This window comes from Nocardia sp. NPDC003999 (assembly GCF_053604885.1).
Window position 1 is genome coordinate 197,258 of record NZ_JBSGIB010000003.1, and the last position, 15,843, is coordinate 213,100.

Below are 15,843 nucleotides of genomic sequence, written 5' to 3' on the forward strand. Positions count from 1 at the left end.
ATGATTCTTGACCCCAGTGGTCGCGGACCGACCGCGAGACAGCTCACCCTCGCCGGGTTGGCGGTGCTGACGACGGTCGCGGTCCTGCTGTACCTGCTCGCGCTGCGCTACACCGGCTACTTCGAGGACAAGGTCCCGGTGACCGTGGAGCTCACCAGCACCGGCGACGGCTTGCCCGGGCGGGCGGACGTCAAATTCCGCGGCATGGTCGTCGGCCGGGTGGCCGCGGTGGACGTGGTAGCCCGCGGCGCCCGGCAGCAGGCGCGCGTGGATCTGAAACCGGGTGTCGCCTCGACCATTCCGGTGAACGTGACGGCCAGGGTGATCCCGAACAACCTGTTCGGCGTCACGGCGATCGAATTCGTCGACAACGGCCCTGAACCGGAAACGCTGCGCGCAGGCGCCACCATCGCGGAGGACACCAGCAGCGAGACGGTGGCGTTGCAGACGACGTTGAATGTGCTGCGGAACGTGCTCGAGAACATCCAACCGGAGAAATTGGGCCGGGTGCTGGCCACTCTCGCGGCCGCCCTGGATCCCGCGGCGCGTGCGCCCGGCTCGACGGTGGAGCGCCTGGACAACTGGCTGACCGAAATTCGGGCGACGCCCGGCATCGACGCGCTCCTCGGCGATCTCGGGCGGGCATCGATCGCGTTGAGCCAGTCGGCTCCCGAACTGGTCGGGGTGCTGTCGGAGTCGGTGACCACCGCCCGCACGCTGGCCGAACGACGGTCGAAGCTCATCGACTTGCTGGCCACCGGTAACGCGACGGTCGACTCGGTCAACGCACTGTTCGCCCGCAACCCCGACGCGGGCAAGTTCCTCGTGTCCGGTCTGGACGATCTGTTCGGCGGGTTGGCCAAGGATCCCGAGGCCATCCCGTACACGGCCGCGAATCTGAACGTGGCCCTGCGACGGCTGGCGACCACGTTCCACTTCGGTCCGTCCAAACAGATGGTGTGGAAGATGGATGTCTCGTTCACGCCGTTCCAGCAGTACACGGCGAAGGACTGCCCGCACTACGGCGACCAGTACGGTCCCCGCTGCGGAGGCGCCACGGTGCCCGAGGTGGCGCCGGAGCAGAACTACCCGCCGCAGCTGATGCCGAAGTGGCTCGACGCGGCGGGGCCCGCACCCGTGCCGGTCGCGCCCGCGCCGCTGGGCGCGATGGGGCTGGTGCTGCCGGCCCTGCCTGCGATTCCCGGTCTCCCGTTCATCCCGGGTCTGCCGTCCGTCCCCGGCCTTTCGCCGAGCGCCGTGGCACCCGGCGAGCCCGGCCCGCAGAGTCCGGGCCCCGAGGCGCGGCCCATCGCGCTGCGCGGTTCCGACGCCGTGGCGGCGATCGTGGGAGCGCGGCCGACCGTGGCCCAGTACCTGCTGCTGACTCCGGTGCTGGCGGGCGGATCGGTCACCGTGACCGCCGCCGACGAGGGAGGGGCGCGCCGATGAGATCAGGCAAGGCGCTGGCGGGATTCAGCTTGTTCGCGGTGCTGGCGATCGCGCTCACCGTCACCATCTGGTCCACGTTGCAGCGATCGGTCACCGGGGATACCCAGCGCTACTCGGCGGTCTTCTCCGACGTGCTCGGCCTGCGCGTCGGGGACGACGTACGCATGGCAGGCGTGCGGGTCGGTCGCGTGGACAAGATCGACTTCACCGACGGCTACCGCGCCGAGGTGGAGTTCCGGATCGATGCGCGCCAGCATCTCACCACCACGACGAAGGCACTGGTGCGCTACCAGAATCTGATCGGTCAGCGCTATATAGCCCTGGCGCCGGGCAAGGAAGCCGGCGCCGTCGTCGCGGCGGGCGCGCGGATTCCGCTGGAGCGAACCGAACCGTCGTTCGACGTGTCCGCGTTGTTGTCCGGCTTCGAGCCGTTGTTCAGCGTGCTGCAACCCGATCAGGTCAATTCCCTGTCCGAGACGCTGATCCAGGCCCTGCAAGGCAACCAGGTGTCGCTCAGCAGCCTGATCACCCAAGCCGCGGATCTGGCGGGCACTTTCGGGCAGCGGGACAAGATCCTGGGGGAGGTCCTGAGCAACCTGAGCTCCGTGATCGGCGGCCTGGCCAATCGCAGCGGCGAGCTGGAGACGCTGCTCACCCAGGCCAGGGCGCTGGTCGAGGCGCTCTACTCGCAAGGCGAGAGTCTGAAGCAGTCGGTGGACCGCGTCGCGCACACGACCGACTCGCTGACCCAGCTGATCATGCAGGTCAAGCCAGGTTTGTCGAAGGCGCAGAACGATGCCACCACAGGTGTGGCGTTGCTGCTGCTCAACGGCGCTTCCTTGGACCGGGCTGCGGTCGAACTGCCCGCCGTACTCAACGGCGTCGCGCGCTTCACCAGCAACGGCGCCTACGGCAACGCGTATTTGTGCAGCCTCGACGTGTCGTTGTGGGGCGTGCTGTTGCCTCCTGGACTGTTCTCCCAGGTGGGCGGCAACTCGCATTCGGAGGTGTGCCGATGAGCAAGCGCATTCCGTGGCCGGGATTCCTGCGGAACCGGTATCTGCGACTCGGCCTGGTCGCCGCCGCGACGGTGGCCGCTCTGTTGATCGGCTCCAGTGTCCTGACCCAGGCCCGGTTGGGCGACAAGACGATTCACGCCGAATTCGCCCAGGCCGCAGGTTTGCGTCCCGGCGCGACGGTGGACGTGTCGGGAATCGAAGTGGGTGCGGTGCGCGCGGTCCGGCTCGAAGGCACCAAGGTCGTGGTCGATCTCAAAGTGCGTCGCGATCTCCGTCTCGGCCCCGACGCGCGTGCGGCGATCAAGATGTCGACGATTCTCGGCCGCCTGCACGTGGACCTGGTGCCAGGAGACGGAAAGGGACTGCCGGGCAATCGCATCCGCATCGAGAACACGTCGGTGCCGTACAACCTGAGCAAGGTCATCCAGGACCCGAAGTACAAGAACTCCTTCGAACGCATCGAACGCCTCGACCCGCAGAAGCTACGCCAGGCGCTCGACCTGGTCGACCAGCAGATGGGGGATTCCCCGCAGCTGGCGGTCCAGGCGCTCGACAGCATCGGCGCGCTCGCCAAGGTCGTGACCGATCGCCGCGACGAAGTGGACTCGCTGCTGAAGAGCATGGATGAGGTGTCTCAGCTGGTCTCGGACAACCAGAACAGCGTGCTGTTGCTGCTGACCCGCGGCGAGGCGATCGGCAACGCCGTTCAGCAGCGACAGGAGCTGTTGAAACAGTTGCTCGACAACGTCGCGGCCCTGTCGAGATTGCTCCAGGAGATGGGTCTGGAGAACAACGGCCAGCTCGGGCCGCTGATCCACGACCTGAACACCATGTCCGAGGGATTGGTCAAGAACCGCGACAATCTGGACCGGCTCTACGAGAACATGCCGATCGCTCTGCGGCAGTTCAACAACGCCGTCGGCAACGGTCCGTACGGCGACGTCTGGGCGCCGTGGTTCTTCCCGGACAACTGGCTGTGCTTCGCTCGAGCCGTACAGGGGTGCAATTGATGAGAACACGACGATTCGCGCAGCTCGGCGTGCTGATCGTGGCCGCGCTGGTCACCGCGAGTTGCGCGCTCGTACCGGACAGCCTGACCGCGCTGCCGCGGCAGTACCTCGGCGAGCGTATCCGCATCAGCGCCGATTTCGAGAACGTCGCCGGGCTGTACGCGGGCAACGAGGTCGCGGTGCTGGGCGTTCCGGTCGGCCGGGTCGACACCGTGGAGGCCAAGGGCAGCTACGTCCAGGTCACCATGAGCCTGGAACAGGGAACCAAGGTCCCGGCCGATGCCATCGCCGCCTTGGTGTCGCCGCAGCTGATCACCAATCGGCATGTCGAACTCGCCCCCGCGTACAGCGGGGACGGGCCGCTGCTCACCGACGGGACGCACATCCCGCTGGCCAGGACGCGCACACCGGTCGAACTCGACCGCATCCTGCAGAATTTCGACCAACTCGGCGCCGCGCTCAAAGGCGACGACCGGAACGGTCCGATGGCCAGCCGTGTCCTGTTCCCGCTCTTGGACGGCAACGGCGACAGACTGCGCGCGACCCTGGACGCGCTGTCCTCGGCGTTCGAGGTGACCTTCGCCAACAAGGACCAGATCTCGAACACGATCATCAAACTCAACGAGATCACGCAGATCATCGCCCAGAACGACCAGACGGTACGTGATTTCAGCGGCCGCCTCACCGAACTGGTGCAGCTGATGGGCGACCAGGCGCCCGGTCTGCAGGCGGTGCTGCGGCAGTTGGACCAGTTCGTCGCCAACACCGCCACGCTGGTCGGCGAGAACTCCGATCAGCTCGCCGGTGCGCTGGAGCGATTCACGACCATCACCGAACAGATGCGGGCCAACGCCCGCGGCCTCACCGAGATCGTCGACGTCGGGCCGTTGCTGTTCGAGAACTTGTCCAACGCGGTCAGCCGGGAGCACCAAGCGCTGCGCCTGCACGCGCTGACCGACAAGGTCCTGCTCGACAACGAGGTCGTGTCCCAGTTCTGCGAACGCGTCCAGATGCGCCTGGATGGCTGCCGCACCGGGAAGATCCAGGACTTCGGGCCCGACTTCGGCCTCACCGCGGCACTACTGGGGATTTCGAAATGACCGGAACGAACCCGCTTCGACGCACCGCGGTGGCGGCGGCGTTGGTCGTGGTCATGGGCACCGCGACCGGCTGCGGCGTGACGGTGGCGAATCTGCCGATGCCCAAACCGGGTATCGGAGCCCCCGGCTACACCATTCGCGCGGCCTTCCGTGACGCGCTCAATCTGCCCGATCACGCGCACGTGAAGATCGGTGGCACCGATATCGGCGTCGTCACCGCGATCAGCACGACCAACTTCATCGCGGAGGTGGAAATGCTGATCAGGGAGGACATCCAGCTGCCACGCGGTACCACCGCGGAGTTGCGTCAGGCGACGCCGCTCGGCGACATCTTCGTCGCGATGACGTTGCCCGCGGCCGCATCCGGCGGCGAGAATCTGCGCGCCGGTGACGTCATCGGAACCGAGCACACGTCGGCGGCCGCGTCCGTCGAGCAGCTGATGATGTCGGTCTCGATGTTGATCAACGGCGGCGGCATCAACCAGGCCGCGAAGATCACCTCCGAGATGGATTCGATGTTCGCGGGCCGCGCGCCACAACTCGCGCACCTGCTCAGCGAACTGACCGGTGTCATCGCCGCGCTGAATCAGCGCACCGGCGACATCGACAGCGTCCTGACCGGCCTCAACGTGCTCACCGGTGAATTGGCCAGGCGGAAGGCCGAGTTGGGCGACGCCGCGGATACCTTCCCCGGGCTGCTGGCTCTGCTCGCGGAGAACAACCAGTCCATCGTGGACCTGCTCGACAAAGTCTCGACCACGATGACCGCGCTCGGCGATTTCACCGAGACGACCGGCCCGCAGGCGGTCAGCTTGTTCGACAGCATCCAGCGGTTGATGGCGGGTTTCACCCAGATGGGCGACGACCTGGACGGAACGTTGAACGGCCTGCACACCATCTATCCCTCGCTGATGGCGAGCCTCGACGGGCCCGCCCTGGCCGTCGCCGCGACGGTGTCCTACCTCAGCGTCGGGGCCTTGACCGATCCCAGCGGCAGCAGGCTGCCCGAGATCGGCGACGTGCCCGCGTTCATCGGCAGCTTGGCGCAGGTGATCGAGAAGGTGATCGGCCGGGTCACCAGTCCGCCACAGCAACCTCAGCAGCCCCAGCAAGGAGGAGAGCGATGAATCCCCCCTTGTGGCGATGGCTGGTCCGCCGCCGTGTCGCGGTGGCGAACTTCGGATTGATCGTGGTGCTGATCCTCGGCGCGGCCTATCTCGGCGCCGAAGTCCTGCGGTTCGATCCGCTACGCGACGACTACACGGTGACTGTGGAGTTGCAGTCGTCCGGTGGCTTGTCGGCGGGCAACGACGTCACCTTCCGCGGCACCAGGGTCGGCAAGGTCCGCGAGGTGAAAGTCGCGGGCAGCGGCGTCGCGGCCGTGGCCGAGATCGACTCCGCTGCCGAGATTCCCGTGGGCGGCACGGTCGCCGTCGGCCGGTTGTCGGCGGCGGGCGAGCAGTACCTGGACTTCCGCCCGGATTCCGACACCGGCCCCTACCTCACCGACGGCGCGCTGGTGGAACGCTCCCAGACGACCGTGCCGGTGAGCGTGCAGTCGGTGCTGACCGATCTCAGCGGCTTCATCGGGGGATTGAACCCGGACCGGTTGAACGTGATCGTCGACGAACTCGACAAGGCGCTGGCCGGAGGCCCCGACCAGTTGCGCAACATGGTGTCGGGCATCAGTCGCGCCATGGCCGGGCTGACCGACCTGCTGCCGCAGACACGTCAGCTGATCGAAAACCTCGAAGTGATCGCGGAGACGACCTCGCATGCGCAACCGGACCTCGCGACACTCACGCGCACGGGCGGCGTGCTGTTCGAGCAGCTGACCGCGGCGGATCTGGAAGTACGTCACCTCCTGGACGAAGGGCCCGCCCAGCTCAGCACGCTCGGCGGCTTCGTGTCCCGCACCCAGGATCCCATCACGAACCTGGTGACGAACTTCGTCGCGATCACCAAGGCGGCCAAGCTGCGCGCCCCGGCGATCGCGGCACTGTTCCCCGCGCTGCGGGTCGGCTCGGAGGCGCTGGGCATACCCGCCCACGACAACGCCTTCTACACCCTGGTCGACATCTGGCCGCGCCCCACATGCGAATACGACACCATCCCGGTGGTGCCCACGGACAAGATGACCGACACCCGAGTCCGGCTCTACAACTACTGCGTCACCAACGATCCCGCCCTGCAGGTGCGTGGTTCGGCGAACGCGCCGCGTCCCGGCATTCCGGACAACGGGGCCGCCCGGCCGCCCGGTGTCCGTGGCGACGAACTGTCCCGCCCGGTCCCCGGCAACTAGGAGATTTCCGATGAAGAATGAAGACGTCGATCCGCCCGCCGAAACCGGCTCGCGCGCAACGCAAGCGGATGAGAAGGACGCCGAGTCCGTGCGCACCGACTCCGCGGGCACGACTGCGCCGGACGCGAATCCCGCCGGAACCGGCACAGCGAAATCCGGTGATCGGTGGCGCCGGCTGCGCGGTCTGCCGATCCGCCGTCCCGGTCCGATCGCCCTGCGTTCGGCGGCCGCGATCCTCGTGGGTGTGTCGGTGGCGTCGGCCGGTTACTGGTACGTCCAGGATCACAACAGCAAGAATCTGCTGGCGGCACAGGAAGACGCACGCGCCGCGGCCTGCCGGTACGCGCCCGTCCTGGCGAACTACGACTCGAAGAATCTCGACGCCTACTTCGCCGCCGTCAGCGACGGCGCCACCGGCGACTGGAAGAAACAGTTCGAGTCCACCAGCACGGAGCTGCGTACGGTGCTCGGCGAAGGCCAGGTCACTTCGGCCACGCGCGACGTGCAGTGCGCGATTCGCGCCGGTGACGAACACTCCGCCGAAGCGATCGTGGTCATCGGCCAGACCATCACCAGTCTCGGCACCAAGGGCAAGCCCGCGCCGGGGCAATTGTCGATGGTGATGCGCTTGGAGAAGGTCGGGGACAGGTGGCTGGTGAACAAGGTCAACTCGCCGTTGACATTACCCGCGCAACCGTGACGCCGGTGCCGTGAAAAGCGCGAGAACAGAATCCGCCGAGCCCGGCTCGGAACGGGTGGTGCGCAGGCGCCCGCGCAACCGGCGGGCGCAGATCGCGGCCACGTCCGCCGCCGCGTTCGGGGCCCTCGGCTATCACGGCGTCAGCATGGAGGAGATCGCGGCCAAGGTCGGGATCAGCTCCGCGGCGCTGTATCGCCACTACCCCAGCAAGTATTCGCTGTTCCGCGAAGAGTTGCTCCGCTTGGGCCAGATCACCGTCGACGCGGTGACACTTCCCGCCGAGGCCGAGAGCTGGAGCGCCGAGGCTCGATTGCGATACGTCATCGATGCCTTGATCGCCCAGGCCGTCACCAATCGCCCGACCGTGACTCTGGCGCGCTGGGAAGGCCGCTATCTGGATGACGAAGATGGCAAGACCCTCACCGATCAATTCGCGACCTCGATCACCGCGCTTCGCCGGCTGATCGCTGCGGTGCGCCCAGGGTTGAGCAAGCGAGACGAATTCGTCCGTGCGGTGGCGATACTCAGCATCGTCAGCAGCATCGGTGATCACCACGCCGCCCTGCCGACGAAATCCCTCGCGGTCCTGCTGGCCTCCGCCTGTTGGACGGCGGTGCACGCGGTGTTGCCGACTTTCGCCGAATCCCCCGTCGCGCAGCCGTCGACGGACCCGCCGACCCCTTTCAAACATCAGTTGTTGCTGGCGAAAGCCGTGGAACTGTTCCATGAGCGCGGATATCCGAATGTCAGCGTCGAGGACATCGCCGCCGCGGCGGACCTGGCCGCCGCGTCCGCGGTCTACCGCTACTACCGCAGCAAAAGCGACCTGTTGACCGCCGCTTTCCGTCGCGCCGCCGACCAGGTGGCGGACGCCATCGGTCCCGTCATCGCGTCTTCGGCCACTCCCTCCGTGGCGCTGACAGAATTGATCGAACTCTACGTCGCGGGCTCCTTCGCCGAGCGGGAACTGACATTCGTCTACTACACGGAGTTCTCGCACGTCCCGGCCGAAGACCGAGTCGTGTTGCGCAACATTCAGCGTCTGTCGGTGGCCGAGTGGGGCAAGCTGCTGGTCGCCGTGCGCTCCGATCTCTCCGCAGCGCAAGCGCGAATTCTCGTGCACGCCGCGTTCGGTCTGGTCGTCGACCTCGGCAGGGCCCTCGGCGACGGCAGGCACGGCTGTCCGCAGGATGCCGTGGCGCGCTTGATGCGGGTCATCTTGTTCGATACGGCGAGCCAACCGCCCGGCGTGCGGAAATGAGCGACCTGGCACGGCCATTCCGACGGCCTGGCGATCGGTGCGAGACTCAGAACATAGGACCACATATGATTCTATGCGCCCAGTAAATATCGCCTTGGTTACTATTTTTATTGCATCGGCAACTCGGAGTCGAGTAGAATCGTCAGTAACATAAGCACACGGGTGACCGGTCCAGGTCATCGAACGCAGGAGAGTCCGATGCCCGCCGATGTTCTCGTGGAGGAGCGACCGAAGTGGGAACGCGCCGGAGTCGGGCGTGCCCCGGCTTCGGAGTCCGCGGGGTGGCGCGACACGGTCGGGTCCGGACCGTCGACCGTCGGTCGGGTGCTGGGAGCGGAGTTGACCGTGTTCGAGTTCCTCGTCGTGCTCTCCGTCGCCGGGCTGGTGTTCGGCGGTGTTCGGCTGACGTCGGCGCGACTGGTTCGCCTGGTCGCGCGACGTATGAACGCAGATGGAAGGACATCCCGATGACCGCAGTCGCTCATCAACCCGATCGCGAACACAGTGCGTCGCTGACGAAGGACCGCACCCGCATCGGTATCAGCGTCACGCATCGGCCGTACACCAAGCGGCCGATCAAACTCACCGACGCTCTGGACTTCTGGTCCTTCGCCGGCGCCGCGGCCAACGTCGTCATGCAGATGGCCCGGCCGGGCGTCGGCTACGGCGTGGCCGAAAGCAAGGTGGAGTCCGGCTCGCTGATGAAGCACCCGTGGAAACGGGCGCGTACGACCACGCAATATCTCGCGGTCGCCATCCTCGGTACCGACGAAGAGCGCGCGGCATATCGCGAAGCGGTGAATGTGGCGCACCGGCAGGTGCATTCGGCCCCGGGCGCCGCCGTGAAGTACAACGCCTTCGACCGCAACCTCCAACTGTGGGTCGCCGCCTGCCTTTACATCGGTTTCGAGGACACCTACCAGTTGTTGCACGGGAGAATGAACGACGAGCAGGCCGAGGCGTTCTACACCTCGTCCTCCACTCTGGGCACCACCTTGCAGGTCACGGAGGACATGTGGCCCGCCACCCGCGCGGAATTCGACGAATATTGGAACACCGCGTGCGAGCAAGTCGTGCTGGACGACTACGTCCGGGGCTACCTCGAGAGCCTGCTGAATCTTCGCATGATCCACTGGTACCTGCGGCTGCCTTTCCGGAACCTGCTCCGGTTCCTCACCATCGGATTCCTGGCCCCGATTTTCCGGGAACAGCTCCGGGTCGAGTGGACCGACGCCGACCAGCGGAGGTTCGAGAACCTGTTCGTATTCGTTTCCTTTGTCAACCGCTTCATTCCGCGCTTCGTGCGGCACGGCGGATCGCACGCGCTGATGGTCGATCTGCGTCGGCGAATCCGCAAGCAGAAGAACCTCATATGAGTCCGAACAAGTTGCTCGTTGAACCATTCCGCCCCCGCGGAACCCGGGTTTGGTGATTTCGCGTACAGCCCGGTACATTCGTCTTGTCAAACTACCGAGCGATCGGTGGATAGGCGCGAATACCCCCGAGCGAGCCCCGAACCGATGTATACCGGTTCGGGGCTCGGTTGGTTTGTCCGCGCTTTCCCGTCAATCCGGCCGTAGTGCGGCCCCGCGGTCGGCGGCAAGAAAATCGCTGAGCAGCGACACCAGTTCCGTCGGTGCGTGCAGCGGGATGATGTGCCCGCAACCCGGAATCTCATGGTGGATCAGCACATCGGTGATGGGAGCCAATTGCCGGGCCAGCGCGTCACCCACCGGGTGTGCGCCGACGGCCATGGTCGGCACCGTGAGCCGTACGGTGGCCGCCGCGTCGTGTATCTGCCGGGCGCTGGCCGGCATCGCACGGTAGTAGGAGAACGCGCATCGCAGCGCCTCCGGGTTGCCGTAGGCCTCGACGAAGGCGTCCCGAATCGGCCCGGGGACACCGTGGCCCAAAGTGCCCGCGTCCAGAAACCAGTCGATATACGCCGCCTCGTTTCCGGCGACGACCTTCTCCGCGAGGCCCGGCACCGCATGGAACCCGAACCACCAGGGCGGCCCGGCGGACAGGAAATCCTCGGCGCCGGGCAGCGTGCCCAGCAGCGATTCCATCAGCACCAGTCGCCGCACCCGGTGCTGGTGCCGCATGGCCAGCAGAAAGGCGGGTGGCGTGCCCGCGTCGATTCCGACCACCGCCGCGGTCGGCTCGCCGAGCGCGTCCAGCAGTCCTGCGGCGTCGACGGCCAGATTCCCCGCGTCGTAGCCGTCGGCCGCGCGCGTGCTCGCCCCGAGGCCGCGCAGGTCCGGTGCGATCACTCGGTGCCCTCGCGCGAGCGGCCCGATCACCTCGGACCACAGCTGCCAGGTGTGCGGGAACCCGTGCAACAACAGGACCGCGGGCCCACGTCCGGCGATCGCGACATTCACCTCGATGCCATTGGTCGCGATGCGGCGCAACGAGATCTCGGAAGACAAGGTGGTCATCACCTACTCCTGGTCACTATTGGTTATCAGGTGACCGTAGGTAAGCTGAGCGGCGCTGCCAAGACCGCACCTTCGAATCAGGTGGTGAGCCCGAGGTGACTACCGATCCCCGGCGTAAGCACGTCGAAGCCGCCGGTGACCTGTTCGATCCCGCCTGTCCGACCCGGCGGCTGCTCGACCGCATCGGCACGAAATGGGTCTCCATGGTGGTGAAACTGCTCGCCGAGGCCGCGCCCGGCGAGATTCGCTTCGCCGAACTCCAGCGCCGCATGCCCGGTGTCTCGCAGAAGATGCTCTCCGTGACACTCCGGAATCTGACCGGGGACGGCCTGGTCGCACGGCGCGTGGAACCCACCGTGCCGCCGCGCGTGTACTACCGGCTCACCGAACTCGGTCTGTCGCTGGAAGTTCCGCTGGCGGCGCTACGCGCGTGGGCCGAAGCGCACATGGCCGAGATCGACCACGGCCGTCCGGACAACCACTGACACGACGGGGGAGTCGAGACCCCGACGACATCGGGTCAAGGGCAGCCCTGCACACGACGCTCGTCCGCGGTGAGCAGCACGTGGTCGAAGCGCGTGCGGGTCTGCACATCCGCACCGCCGAAATCGCTCAGCGCGGCCACGAGTTCCTCGGCCAGAACACGCAGTTTCGTATTCGTCTCTTGTGATCGCCAGGTGAGCACACGGAATGCCTGATCGGCCGAAATCCCATACACCAGCATCAAGGCGCCCTTCGCCTGCTCGATCACTTCGCGGGCGGCGACCATCTCCGGCAGCGTGGCGTCGATGATCTCCTGGCGCTCCTCGTCGACGGTGTCGGTGACATCGATGTAGTACCCCGCCGTGCCGACCACCGCACCGGTGGCGTCACGCATCTGATCGCCGACGACCAGCACGTGGTGCGTCACTCCCATGGTATCGACGATGCGGTGGCGGCCGCTGAACGGCAGCCCGGTCCGCACCGCCGTCGCCAAAGTGTCGGCGACCTCCGCTCGGTCGTCCGGATGCTTGTGCGCCAGGACCAGTTCCGTCGTCGGTGTCACCTCACCCGGTGCGTACCCGTGCAGGGCCGCGACCTCCTCCGACCACTCCCAGCGTTGATCGGCGAACCAGAATTGGAAACTTCCCGTTCTTTTGGAGACGGGGACCGTGGGCACGGCCCCCGATGGCGCATTGTCGTTCACTGGTCCGGCATTCCCCGCCGCGTAATGGGTATGCGTGTGTACCGCGCAGGCGTGAACCGCCTCACGACGCCGCGACGCATCCGCGGGCGGCCGGGCGTCACAGCTGTGGAAGCGCCTGCGCGACCATCGTGCCCTGGTGCGGGAAGACCGACCATGCGCGTCGTGGCTCCGGCAGCAGGCACACTGTGCGAGGCATTCGCGAATGTCACAGTGGCGTGGTCTGCTCCGTCTGCTCGGAGAGAACGCGGGGCGCGAGCGGCGAAGCAAGGATCGGGAAGTGGACCATCTGCCGTCGCCGCTCCGGCTGGCCTGTATCGTGCCGGTCGCGGTGGCCGCGATGGTGTGGGTGATCATGCCGCTGCTGTCCCGGTGGTTCGCAGGGTGGTTGTCCCGCTGAGGATGTCGGTACCCAATCGTCCGAATGTGATCGGCGCGATTGTCGCTGCGGAATTATGCTGGGGCCGTGCGGATCAGACTGCGGCGTCGGGTGTACCTGGGCGCCGAGTACGCGACACTGTTCTTCGGCGGAGCGACCGTCTACAACGCGGTGTCGCGCGGCAAGTCGCCGATTCCCGCACTGCTCGCGCTGGCCGCGGGCGCGGCGGTCTATCTGCGGCGTTCCTCCGATTTCGATCGCGCCGCGTTCTGGCGCAGCGAGGCACTGCGCGCCCAGGCGCGGTCGATGGCGGCGGGCGCGGCAGCGAGCGCGGTGGCGCTCACCGCGGCGGTCGCGGTGGTGCGGCGGGAGGATCTGTTCGATCTGCCCCGGCGGAATCCCGGGATATGGCTCGCGGTGATGGTGCTGTATCCCGTGCTGAGCGTGTACCCGCAGGAATTGATCTTCCGATCGTTCCTGTTCCACCGGTACGCGCCCGTCTTCGGGGAAGGCGCGGGGTTGGTGATCGCGAGCGCGGCCGCGTTCGGCTTCGTGCACATCGTCTTCGGCAGCTGGTTCTCGGTCGCCGCCAGCGGCGTCGGTGGCTGGATCTTCGCCTCGCGGTACTCGCGGACCCGGTCGCTGTTCACCGCGTCGGTGGAGCACTCGGTGTACGGAATCCTCGTGTTCACGGTCGGTCTGGGCAGGCACTTCTATCACGGCGCCGTGCAGGCGGCCCCCACCCGGATGATCGCGGCGACGCCGGCGTGACACGGCGCGAGCTTCGGCGTCGATGACGCGGGTATCCGCCGCCCTGTGGTGGATACTCTGCGACGGGCGGTGAGCACGCCTCTGCTGTACTTCTTCATTCTCGGTGACATCCTGGGCGCGGGCGTCTACGTGCTGGTCGGCAACATCGCGCGGGAGTCCGGTGGTGCGATCTGGTTACCGCTTCTGGTGGCCCTCGGTATGTCCTGCCTCACTGCCGGTTCCTATGCCGAGTTGGCGACGAAGTATCCCCAGGCGGGCGGCTCGGCCCACTACGCGGGCCGTGCGCTCGGGCCGGCCGCGGGATCGCTCGTCGGCTTCTGCATGCTCGCGGCCGGTGTGGTGTCGGTGGCCGCGCTGAGCAGGGCGTTCGCCGCGGACTACCTCCGCGCCTTGGTCACATTGCCGACCGCGCTGGTCGTGGTGGTGTTCATCGGCGCGTTGGCGCTACTCAACATCTATGGCATCAAGGAGTCGCTCGGCGCCAACGTGGCCGCGACCGTGGTCGAACTCGGCGGGCTCGTCGTGGTCATCGGGCTCGGCGCGTGGGTGATCGTTCGGGGAGACGCCGAACCGGCCCGGCTCGCCGAGGTGGGGACCGAACAGCACGGCGTCGTCGGCGCGACCCTGGCGGGCGCGGTGCTGGCCTTCTACTCTTTCGTCGGGTTCGAGACCTCGGTGAATCTGGCGGAGGAAGTCGCCGAGCCGCGCAGGTCCTATCCGCGCGCGCTGTTCGGGGCGCTGCTTACCGCCGGTGGCGTGTACCTGCTGATCGGCTTCGTGGCCGGCGCGGCGGTGCCCACCGATCGGCTGGCGAATTCGAGCGGTCCGCTGCTGGAGGTGGTGCGCCTGGCCGGTGGCGTCCCAGACGAGTTGTTCGCCGTGGTCGCCCTGGTGGCCGTCGCGAACGGGGCGCTGCTGACCGGCATCATGTCCTCGCGGCTGGCCTACGGCATGGCTCGCGAGGAGCTGCTTCCGCGCGCGCTGGGCCGGATTCTGCCGGGCCGCCGGACGCCGTGGGTGGCGATCGCCGTGACCGCGGCGGCGTCGTTGTCGCTCGCACTGACCGGCGAGGTGGCCTCCCTCGCCGAGACATTGGTGTTGTTGCTGCTGGTCGTTTTCGCGGCGGTCAATGCGTCGGCGCTGATCCTGCGGCGGGAGCCCGACGTGGCCGAGCATTTTCGCGTGCCGCGCGTCGTGCCTTGGCTGGGACTGGCCTCCTGTCTGTTCCTGTTCACCCGGATCGACGGGGTCGTGTGGTTGCGGGGTTGCGTTCTGATCGGTATCGGATTGCTGTTCGCCGCCGTGAACGCGGTTCGCGCGCATCGGTCCCAGCCGGACGGCCATAACACTTTCTCGGCCGGGCGCGGCGCATGACGATTCGCTCTCCATTGCGCGGCGACACGGACAGGTCGTTGCACCTGGATGCGCCCGGTGGTACTTCTTCACGGCGCCACAGCGCCGATCGCAGTACGGAGATTCGGATCGGTACCCCCTGAACTCGCCCCTGTCCCGGAGGTTCCACGCGATGACTTATCCAGTGCACGGCGGCTCCTCGCTCCGCAGCAGACTCCGCGGCTACACCCCGCGGCGGTACAACCGGCTCCCGGCGGCGCATCGCGTTCTCGCCGTCCCGAATCGTCCCAGCGAATGGCATCCGGGGATGCTGTGGTGGGACGCGAGCACAGTGCGCGTGACGTACCCACGGCCGGAGGCCACGGGGCGTTGGAACACCGTGCCGCATCTCGTGTTACCGGTCGACCACGGGCGTCTGGCCTTCTGTATCTCGTCGCATTCCAGCGAGGCTCGGCATCTGGCCCGCGAACCTCGGGTCATCGTGCAGGCCGCGGACTGGCGAGGTGCGCCGGCTCTCGGGTCGCGGCAGCATCAGGGCACGGCCGAATTGCTTCGTACCGGGCCACTGTTCCACCAGGTGCGGACCGGTATGCAGACCAAATACGGACGATGGCTCGGTCTGGCGCGTCTGGGCCACAGACTGGCCATGGGCGCGGCGCCCTACGGCGACATCGTGGTCGTCGTCACCGCGAGCGAGAACTCGCTGCTCGGTACGTGACCTCACCCCTCGGGAGTTCCGCGGTCCGGCGGTGACATCGCGTGAAGCCGATCCGAGAGCGGTTCGCTCGAACTGGACATGTGCACAGAGCACTGTCCATACGATGGGGTCGTCGTGTCGCGGAAAGCGTGACGCACCGGCACCGGCGGAGGTCGGC

At 67.0% G+C, this 15,843-nt stretch carries 17 protein-coding genes; 15 read left to right on the top strand and 2 right to left on the bottom strand.

What is annotated here, in order from left to right:
• The 10 genes from ACWESM_RS08490 (at nt 1) to ACWESM_RS08535 (ending at nt 10,217) form a co-directional block, all read left to right on the top strand.
• The gene (locus ACWESM_RS08490; RefSeq protein WP_452491192.1) at nt 1-1,449 is read left to right on the top strand and encodes an MlaD family protein; all 1,449 of its coding nucleotides are present in this window, start codon (nt 1-3) and stop codon (nt 1,447-1,449) included.
• Nucleotides 1,446-2,468, top strand: a complete 1,023-nt coding sequence (locus ACWESM_RS08495) for an MlaD family protein (RefSeq protein ID WP_355077439.1) — start codon at nt 1,446-1,448, stop codon at nt 2,466-2,468. The genes ACWESM_RS08490 and ACWESM_RS08495 overlap by 4 nt, the downstream gene beginning before the upstream one ends.
• Nucleotides 2,465-3,478 carry an MCE family protein gene (locus ACWESM_RS08500; protein WP_364428466.1) on the top strand — a complete coding sequence of 338 codons (1,014 nt, stop codon included), beginning with the start codon at nt 2,465-2,467 and terminating at the stop codon, nt 3,476-3,478. The genes ACWESM_RS08495 and ACWESM_RS08500 overlap by 4 nt, the downstream gene beginning before the upstream one ends.
• Nucleotides 3,478-4,578, top strand: coding sequence for an MCE family protein (locus ACWESM_RS08505; RefSeq protein WP_355077443.1), 1,101 nt, complete (start codon nt 3,478-3,480; stop codon nt 4,576-4,578). The genes ACWESM_RS08500 and ACWESM_RS08505 overlap by 1 nt, the downstream gene beginning before the upstream one ends.
• Nucleotides 4,575-5,705 (top strand): MCE family protein, encoded by a 1,131-nt coding sequence (locus tag ACWESM_RS08510; protein ID WP_397279064.1) that lies wholly within the window; start codon nt 4,575-4,577, stop codon nt 5,703-5,705. Before ACWESM_RS08505 ends, ACWESM_RS08510 begins: the two co-directional genes overlap by 4 nt.
• The gene (locus tag ACWESM_RS08515; protein WP_364428459.1) at nt 5,702-6,880 is read left to right on the top strand and encodes an MlaD family protein; all 1,179 of its coding nucleotides are present in this window, start codon (nt 5,702-5,704) and stop codon (nt 6,878-6,880) included. The genes ACWESM_RS08510 and ACWESM_RS08515 overlap by 4 nt, the downstream gene beginning before the upstream one ends.
• Nucleotides 6,881-6,890: 10 nt before the next feature.
• Complete coding sequence (locus ACWESM_RS08520) at nt 6,891-7,580, top strand: hypothetical protein (RefSeq protein WP_397279060.1); 690 nt, start codon at nt 6,891-6,893, stop codon at nt 7,578-7,580.
• 10 nt (nt 7,581-7,590) lie between these two features.
• Entirely contained in the window at nt 7,591-8,841 is a 1,251-nt protein-coding gene (locus ACWESM_RS08525; RefSeq protein WP_397279058.1) for a TetR/AcrR family transcriptional regulator, read from the top strand.
• A 198-nt stretch (nt 8,842-9,039) separates the two neighbouring features.
• Nucleotides 9,040-9,312, top strand: a complete 273-nt coding sequence (locus ACWESM_RS08530) for a hypothetical protein (RefSeq protein WP_452491193.1) — start codon at nt 9,040-9,042, stop codon at nt 9,310-9,312.
• The gene (locus ACWESM_RS08535) at nt 9,309-10,217 is read left to right on the top strand and encodes an oxygenase MpaB family protein (RefSeq protein ID WP_364428447.1); all 909 of its coding nucleotides are present in this window, start codon (nt 9,309-9,311) and stop codon (nt 10,215-10,217) included. Before ACWESM_RS08530 ends, ACWESM_RS08535 begins: the two co-directional genes overlap by 4 nt.
• Before the next feature lie 189 nt (nt 10,218-10,406).
• On the opposite strand, the gene ACWESM_RS08540 is transcribed toward ACWESM_RS08535, so the two are convergent.
• Nucleotides 10,407-11,282, bottom strand: a complete 876-nt coding sequence (locus ACWESM_RS08540) for an alpha/beta fold hydrolase (RefSeq protein WP_355077457.1) — start codon at nt 11,280-11,282, stop codon at nt 10,407-10,409.
• A gap of 95 nt (nt 11,283-11,377) precedes the next feature.
• On the opposite strand from ACWESM_RS08540, the gene ACWESM_RS08545 reads away from it, so the two are divergent.
• Entirely contained in the window at nt 11,378-11,767 is a 390-nt protein-coding gene (locus tag ACWESM_RS08545) for a winged helix-turn-helix transcriptional regulator (protein ID WP_397279055.1), read from the top strand.
• A gap of 35 nt (nt 11,768-11,802) precedes the next feature.
• Here the strand turns inward: ACWESM_RS08545 and ACWESM_RS08550 are convergent, their stop codons facing one another.
• Nucleotides 11,803-12,468, bottom strand: a complete 666-nt coding sequence (locus ACWESM_RS08550) for a PAS and ANTAR domain-containing protein (RefSeq protein WP_364428439.1) — start codon at nt 12,466-12,468, stop codon at nt 11,803-11,805.
• Between the two features lie 202 nt (nt 12,469-12,670).
• Here ACWESM_RS08550 and ACWESM_RS08555 point away from each other — a divergent pair, with 202 nt between their 5' ends.
• The 4 genes from ACWESM_RS08555 (at nt 12,671) to ACWESM_RS08570 (ending at nt 15,686) form a co-directional block, all read left to right on the top strand.
• On the top strand, nt 12,671-12,865 hold the full coding sequence (locus ACWESM_RS08555) for a hypothetical protein (RefSeq protein WP_452491194.1): 195 nt from the start codon (nt 12,671-12,673) through the stop codon (nt 12,863-12,865).
• Between the two features lie 66 nt (nt 12,866-12,931).
• Nucleotides 12,932-13,615, top strand: coding sequence for a CPBP family intramembrane glutamic endopeptidase (locus tag ACWESM_RS08560; RefSeq protein ID WP_397279051.1), 684 nt, complete (start codon nt 12,932-12,934; stop codon nt 13,613-13,615).
• A 69-nt stretch (nt 13,616-13,684) separates the two neighbouring features.
• Entirely contained in the window at nt 13,685-14,989 is a 1,305-nt protein-coding gene (locus tag ACWESM_RS08565; protein ID WP_364428430.1) for an APC family permease, read from the top strand.
• A gap of 151 nt (nt 14,990-15,140) precedes the next feature.
• Nucleotides 15,141-15,686 carry a hypothetical protein gene (locus tag ACWESM_RS08570; protein ID WP_452491195.1) on the top strand — a complete coding sequence of 182 codons (546 nt, stop codon included), beginning with the start codon at nt 15,141-15,143 and terminating at the stop codon, nt 15,684-15,686.
• Nucleotides 15,687-15,843: the final 157 nt, after the last annotated feature.

What these genes read in the sequence shown, in the direction of transcription:
- ACWESM_RS08490 (WP_452491192.1), top strand. Translation starts at nt 1, where the DNA reads ATGATTCTTGACCCCAGTGGTCGCGGACCGACCGCGAGACAGCTCACC.
- ACWESM_RS08515 (WP_364428459.1), top strand. Translation starts at nt 5,702, where the DNA reads ATGAATCCCCCCTTGTGGCGATGGCTGGTCCGCCGCCGTGTCGCGGTG.
- ACWESM_RS08555 (WP_452491194.1), top strand. Translation starts at nt 12,671, where the DNA reads ATGTCACAGTGGCGTGGTCTGCTCCGTCTGCTCGGAGAGAACGCGGGG.
- ACWESM_RS08510 (WP_397279064.1), top strand. Translation starts at nt 4,575, where the DNA reads ATGACCGGAACGAACCCGCTTCGACGCACCGCGGTGGCGGCGGCGTTG.
- ACWESM_RS08535 (WP_364428447.1), top strand. Translation starts at nt 9,309, where the DNA reads ATGACCGCAGTCGCTCATCAACCCGATCGCGAACACAGTGCGTCGCTG.
- ACWESM_RS08520 (WP_397279060.1), top strand. Translation starts at nt 6,891, where the DNA reads ATGAAGAATGAAGACGTCGATCCGCCCGCCGAAACCGGCTCGCGCGCA.
- ACWESM_RS08570 (WP_452491195.1), top strand. Translation starts at nt 15,141, where the DNA reads ATGACTTATCCAGTGCACGGCGGCTCCTCGCTCCGCAGCAGACTCCGC.
- ACWESM_RS08495 (WP_355077439.1), top strand. Translation starts at nt 1,446, where the DNA reads ATGAGATCAGGCAAGGCGCTGGCGGGATTCAGCTTGTTCGCGGTGCTG.
- ACWESM_RS08540 (WP_355077457.1), bottom strand. Translation starts at nt 11,282, where the DNA reads ATGACCACCTTGTCTTCCGAGATCTCGTTGCGCCGCATCGCGACCAAT.
- ACWESM_RS08505 (WP_355077443.1), top strand. Translation starts at nt 3,478, where the DNA reads ATGAGAACACGACGATTCGCGCAGCTCGGCGTGCTGATCGTGGCCGCG.
- ACWESM_RS08500 (WP_364428466.1), top strand. Translation starts at nt 2,465, where the DNA reads ATGAGCAAGCGCATTCCGTGGCCGGGATTCCTGCGGAACCGGTATCTG.
- ACWESM_RS08530 (WP_452491193.1), top strand. Translation starts at nt 9,040, where the DNA reads ATGCCCGCCGATGTTCTCGTGGAGGAGCGACCGAAGTGGGAACGCGCC.